This window comes from Streptomyces sp. MnatMP-M17 (assembly GCF_900091995.1).
Classification (GTDB): domain Bacteria; phylum Actinomycetota; class Actinomycetes; order Streptomycetales; family Streptomycetaceae; genus Streptomyces.
Genome location: NZ_FMDK01000892.1, coordinates 1 through 5461, shown reverse-complemented (window position 1 = coordinate 5461; position 5461 = coordinate 1). Strand labels below are relative to the sequence as shown.

At 70.9% G+C, this 5461-nt stretch carries 5 protein-coding genes; 2 read left to right on the top strand and 3 right to left on the bottom strand.

Going from position 1 to position 5461, the window contains the following annotated elements; all coding sequences use genetic code 11:
* The coding region (locus GA0115259_RS32875; RefSeq protein ID WP_141716787.1) for a CAP domain-containing protein at positions 1 to 320 on the top strand (320 nt) is incomplete at its 5' end.
* Positions 321 to 394: 74 nt separating this feature from the next.
* Entirely contained in the window at positions 395 to 1594 is a 1200-nt protein-coding gene (locus tag GA0115259_RS32870; RefSeq protein ID WP_093603717.1) for a PP2C family protein-serine/threonine phosphatase, read from the top strand.
* Here the strand turns inward: GA0115259_RS32870 and GA0115259_RS32865 are convergent.
* From GA0115259_RS32865 to GA0115259_RS32855, 3 genes are all read right to left on the bottom strand, one after another.
* Positions 1560 to 2894 (bottom strand): glycosyltransferase 87 family protein, encoded by a 1335-nt coding sequence (locus GA0115259_RS32865; RefSeq protein WP_093603715.1) that lies wholly within the window; start codon positions 2892 to 2894, stop codon positions 1560 to 1562. The two genes, GA0115259_RS32870 and GA0115259_RS32865, sit on opposite strands and share 35 nt — an antisense overlap.
* Entirely contained in the window at positions 2891 to 4318 is a 1428-nt protein-coding gene (mptB, locus tag GA0115259_RS32860) for a polyprenol phosphomannose-dependent alpha 1,6 mannosyltransferase MptB (protein ID WP_176732734.1), read from the bottom strand. The genes GA0115259_RS32865 and mptB overlap by 4 nt, the downstream gene beginning before the upstream one ends.
* Positions 4319 to 4551: 233 nt before the next feature.
* Positions 4552 to 5461: glycoside hydrolase family 99 protein (locus tag GA0115259_RS32855; RefSeq protein ID WP_237540661.1), on the bottom strand; the 910-nt coding region annotated here is incomplete at its 5' end.

Sequence of the window (5461 nt, the reverse complement as noted above, 5' to 3'; positions counted from 1 at the left end):
CTCTGGCCGACGATCCGCGTCTGGCGTCGGCGGCGCAGGCCTACAGCGCCGACATGGCGGCGCGCGCCTTCTACTCGCACACCTCGCCCGAGGGGCTCGCGCCCTGGGACCGCGCCGCCGCCGCGGGCGCCACGCACCGGGGCATCGGCGAGAACATCGCCTGCGGCCAGCGCAGCCCGCGCGAGGTGGTCACGGGATGGATGAACAGTCCGGGCCACCGGGCCAATATCCTCAAGCCGGACTTCACCCATCTCGGTATCGGCTTCGCGGGCGGCGGCCCCGCAGGCACCTACTGGACCCAGCTCTTCGGCCAGATCTGACCATCGCCCCAGGCGGTGTCTGACCGGGCGGAACCGCTCCGGTGGTGTGAAACTGCCAGTGAGGAGGTCCGGCGATGGCGACTGATTCCCCCGCACCCCCGTGCGAACGCCTGCTCGAAGAGCTGCTCGCCGAGGCCCATGCCGTGGCCCCGATGGATCTGCCTCTGGTGGTGAACCGGTGCGCGCTCGCGATCGGTGTCGAGGAGCTCGCCGTCTATCTCGTAGACATCCAGCAGCGCCATCTCGTCCCGCTCACCGACGGGCTGCCCGCGATCGATCTGGAGACCGCCGTCGCGGGTTCCACCTACCGCGCGCTGGAGCCGCGGGTCGAGGAATCCCCGGGCGGCTCTCTGATCGCCTGGCTGCCGCTGGTCGACGGAGCGGAGCGGCTCGGCGTCATCGGCGCGCGGACGAAAACGCTGGACAGCACGCGGCTGCGGCGGTGCCGCATGCTCGCCTCCGTACTCGCCATGGCGATCACCTCGAAGCGCGCGTTCAGCGACGCCTTCGCGCGCCATGCCCGTACCGAGCCCATGGATCTGCCGACGGAGATGCTGCGCTCCCTGCTGCCTCCGCGCACCATCGGCAACAGCCAGGCCATCTCGACGGCGGTGGTGGAACCGGCGTACCACGTCGGCGGCGACGCCTTCGACCACTCCCTGACCCGGACCACTCTGAATGCCGCGATCTTCGACTCCATGGGCCACAATCTGGCCTCCGGTCTGACCAGTGCCGTTGCCGTGGCGGGCTGCCGCAACGCCCGACGGGCCGGTGCCGAGCTGCCCGAGCTGGTCCGCACCATCGACGAGGCGCTGGGCCGCTGGCTGCCGGAGCAGTACTGCACCGGTGTCATCGCCCAGCTCGATCTGACGGACGGGACCTTCCGCTGGTGCAACTGCGGGCATCCGCCGCCGCTGCTCATCCGTGATCAGCGGGTGCTGGACCAGGCGCTCGAACGGACACCGCAGCCTCCGATGGGAATGCCCGCCGAGCTGGCCGGGACGCCTCGCGAGGCCCATGAGGTGACGCTCGAACCGGGCGACCGCGTGCTTCTCTACACGGACGGAGTGACGGAGGCTCGGATCGAGGGCGGCAGCGAGTTCGGGCTCGACCGTTTCACCGACTCGATCATCCGGGGAGCCGCGGCGGGCGAGTTGGCCCCGGAGGCGCTGCGCCGGATCATCCACTCGATCCTCGACCACAAGAAGAACCAACTGCGTGACGACGCAACACTGCTGCTCATCGAATGGCGCCCGCCCCCGCCCCGCCCGTGAGTCCGCCGGTGACCTCTCCCTCGGCCTCTCTCCTGGCTTCCGTCCCGTCGTCTCCGTCGGCCGCGTCATCGGCCTGCCTCCGGGCCACTCCCCCGGCCTTCTCGCCTGCCACGGCGCTCGCCTCCGGCAGCGGCGGGTTCTGCGGCGACAGCCGTACGAACAGCAGGCCGAGCGTGATCCACACATAGGCGTTCGCACCGAGGAAGGCGCCGAGACCGGTCGAGTTCCAGCGCCAGAGCCAGACCACACTGCTGCACAGGATCACATACAGCACGGCACACACCGCCAACAGCGCCCGGCGCAGCCGGCGTTCGCCGCGCAGGGCGGTGTCGGTCAGTACGACGAGGGCGGGAATCACCCAGACCAGATGGTGGACCCAGGTCACGGGACTGACCAGACAGGCGGCCAGCGCGGTCACGGCGAACCCGGCCCGGTCGTCCCCGTCACGGACGGCCGCGCGGGCCCGGTACGCCCAGAGCGCGAGGACGGCGAGGACGCACACCAGCCACACCACGCGGCTGGGATGATCCGGCTGGAGACGGGCCAGTACGCCTTGCAGCGACTGGTTGGAGACATAGCTGAGGGAGCCGACGCGGTCGGTGTTCCACAGGGCGTCGGTCCAGAAGGTACGGCTGGCGCCGGGATCGATCAGAGCGGCGAGCAGCGTCGCGGCGCACGCGGTGCCCGCCGCCACGCCCGCCTGCCGCCGGCGCCCGGTGATCAGCAGATAGAGGATGAAGAGCGCGGGCGTGAGCTTGATCGCGGAGGCGAGGCCTATGCCGATGCCCGCGTACCGGCCGCGTCCGGTGGCCAGCAGCCAGGCGTCGGTGAAGACCAGTGTGACGAGCAGCAGATTCACCTGGCCGAAGCTGAAGGTGTCACGGACCGGTTCGAACAGCGCGAACAGACAGCCGGCCATGGTGAAGGCGAACCACCGGCTCCGGCAGGTGCGCCGGATGAGCGGGCCAACCAGCCAGTGCAGCAGCAGCGCCGACGCGGCGACGCTCAGCGCGATGCTGATGCCCACGGCCACCGGCCAGGAGACCAGTGCCATGGGCAGCATGGAGACGGCGGCAAAGGGCGGATAGGTGAAGCCGTAGTGCGTGCCGGGCTTGAGATAGTCGTAGATCCGGCCGTCGCCGTGGATCCAGTCGTCGACGGTGCCGTAGTAGACACCGACATCGAAGAAGTCCCGGTGCAGAGGGACGGTCGCGAGAAAGACCGCCGTGGCCACGACCAGGCAGACCGCGGCGGTGATCCGCCCGGCGGGTCTCGCCAGGACGGGATGGGGCCACCTCATGACACCACCCGGGGCCGGGAGGCGACGCCGCTCGGGGCCGACATCTCGAACATCCACCAGAGGGCGAGCAGCGCGAGCGCGCCTCCGCCCACGGCGAGCGTCAGTTGCATGCCGTCCGGTGGATAGCCGCTGGGCAGCAGTCCGAGGGCGAGTACGCCGCTGCCGGCCGCGGCCCAGCGCCGTACCCGGCCGTCGGGCGCGGCGGCGGCGATCAGGAAAAGGCCCCACAGCGCGTACCACGGCCGGAAGGCCGGGCCCAGCGCGAAGACCGCGAGCAGGCTCAGCGCCAGCGCGTAGACCGGGCCCAGCCGCACCCGGCGCAGCCACAGGACCACCACGACGACAGCGGTGGCCAAGAGGCCGAGCCACCGCCACGCCGGTACGGCCAGATCGGCGAGCCCGCTGCCCACGGAGTCCAGCAGCGCACCGCAGAGCCGCCCGAGTCCGCTGGTCAGCGACCAGTTGTCGGGCGAGACGGGCGTACTGAGCGCACCGAGCCAGCCATAGCCGGTGCCGGTCACGGCGGTGACGACCACGGTGGTGGCAAGGGCGATGGCACAGGTCAGCGCGGCGGCTCGGAACGTACGGGCCCGTCCGGTGAAGTGACCGGACCAGAGCGCCGCGACCGCGAGCAGCCCGAGCGCCGCGGGCGCCTTGACCAGCGCGGCGAGCGAGACGAGAAAGGCCGCTCTGACGGGCCAGCCGCCCAGTGCCGCCACCAGTCCGGCCGCGAGCAGCCCCAGCATGAGGGCGTCGTTGTGGGCGCCCGCGACAAGATGGAGCAGCACCAGCGGATTGAGCGCGCCGAGCCAGAGCGCGGCGGAACGCTCCACACCGCAGCGGTCGGCGAGCAGCGGCAGAAAGGCGATCATCAGCCCGACGCCGAGCAGCGCGACCAGCCGCATCCCGAGGATCCCGGCGTTCATGTCGACATGGGCCAGGTCGGCCGCCTTGGCCGCGGCGGCGAGGAACACGGGACCGTACGGCGCCGGTGTGTGCTGCCAGACGGGCGGCACCTCGGTGGCGAGCGGGCCGCCCAACTGCGCGGGCCCGTAGGTGTATACGTCGATCCGCGCGTCGACCATGGCGCCCTGTGCCAGATAGCTGTACACATCCCGGCTGAACAGCGGGGGTCCGAGCAGCAGCGGCGCCGCCCAGGTTCCGAGTGTCACCAGCAGCGAGCGTGGCGTGGGCGGCCGGGGCCCGCGTACGGCGCGGCCCAGCCACCACCAGGCCGCGATCAGCAGGACGAGTCCGAAGTACGCGCAGAGCACGCCCAGCGCGGCGCGGCCGGAGGTGGGCAGAAGCTCCTCGCGTACCGGCAGCGCGCCCGCGGTCAGACCGCCGGCGGTGAGCGCGACGGAACCCGCGAGCCCCAGCGTCCGGCATCGGTTCGGGTCCACATCCGCGTTCAGGGCGAGCATCTGTGGAGGCTCCCAGGAGGTGGTGGCCGGAAGGCGACGCCGCCACCACGGGCCGGTGGCCTACGCATATCCACCGTGTTAAGCCCGGACGGGAACGGGCGCCGGATACAGGACGGATACGGGCACCGGAACGCGCCCGCACACGGATACGGAACCGGATACGGGAACGGGCCCCGGGTTTCCCCGGGGCCCGTCCGTGTGCATGGCCGTTGCCTTGTCCCTCGCGTCGGCGCTCAGCGCACGCGCCGCGCGGCGAACTGGCCGACCCAGTACTTCGTCCGGTCGAGATAGGCGTTCTCGGCGTCCGCACCGGTCTTGCCGTACGCGCCCGAGAAGGTCTGGTAGCCGAAGCCACCGGGCGGCGCGGACGAGGCCGGTTCGATCGAACTGCCTTCGTGCCACTCGTTGAAGGAGGTGACGGAGACCCAGGTGGGCGATCCGCCGATGGCGGGGTCGAGCGCGTTGTTCCACTCCTTGTCGTAGGTGGCGCCGTTGTCCCTGCCTAGGGTCGGGGTGGTGTTGCCCGGTACCGCGCGGTCGTCGATATAGCCGGGAGCGACCGAGGGCGCCCAGATCAGCCCGTTCGCGCGCGCGTAGTCGCCGGCCTGCTTCCAGCCGGGGGCCGTGGCACCCGCGATGCCGTCATAGGTGTAGAGCCCCGAGAAATGCGCGATCTTGGAGGTGTCGGTGGTCTGTGCCAGGACGGTGTTGTTCCGCGTGACCTGGTCGAGGGCGGCCCAGTCGGTGGTCCTGAGGCTCTCGAAGATGTAGAAGGCCGCGCGGTTGTTGTGCTCGGCGTCCCGGTAGAAGGCGGGATGGCTGCCGTAGGTGGTGTTGATGTACTGGATGTCGGACACCACGGAGGCCGCGGTGCGGCCCGCGTAGGGCTCGATGTGCCAGGCCACCTTCACGCCCTCCCGCTGGGCCGCGTCCAGCACACCCTTGGCGAGGGTGTCCTCGTAACCGCCCTTGCCCCACCAGCTGTAGACGATGACTCCGGCGCCCGACTGCTTGACCCACTTCATGTGCTGCGCGACGGCTCCGGCGTAGTCACCGGAGTCGTACGCCCCGAGCTTCGGGTAGAGATCGGCGCCAATGTCCTGCGGCGGCGTACGGCCGCCCTGCTGCCAGTGGCGGTAGCTG